This is a genomic window from Sulfitobacter sp. HI0040 (genome assembly GCF_001634885.1).
Taxonomy (GTDB): domain Bacteria; phylum Pseudomonadota; class Alphaproteobacteria; order Rhodobacterales; family Rhodobacteraceae; genus Sulfitobacter.
In genome coordinates, this window is sequence record NZ_LWEX01000528.1 from 1 (window position 1) to 297 (window position 297).

Here is a 297-nt window from a genome sequence, read left to right on the forward strand (position 1 = left end):
ATCTGGGCGGGATTGTTGAGGAAATGCAGCGGCTGGTAGAACAGGACATATCCAAGCCGCCCCCCGATGATCACCCCGAGGATCAGCCAGAACAGCATGTCCTCGGCCTTGGCCGGCGTCATCACCGGCGTATCGTTTTTCCACAGGCGCGGCGCCTTCAGCGTCTGCACACAGAGCCGCCAGCCGATCAGGATGCCGACGATATAAGCAAGCGCATACCAGCGCAGGGCCAGATGGAATCCGAAGACATCGATGGCAAAGGCTTCGGGCGAAATGTCGGGGAAGGGGAGCATTGCG

Annotated in this window: 1 protein-coding gene; it reads right to left on the minus strand. The window is 60.3% G+C overall.

Annotated elements, in window-relative coordinates:
- The coding region (locus tag A3728_RS20025) for a prolipoprotein diacylglyceryl transferase family protein (protein WP_236630576.1) at positions 1-297 on the minus strand (297 nt) is incomplete at both ends.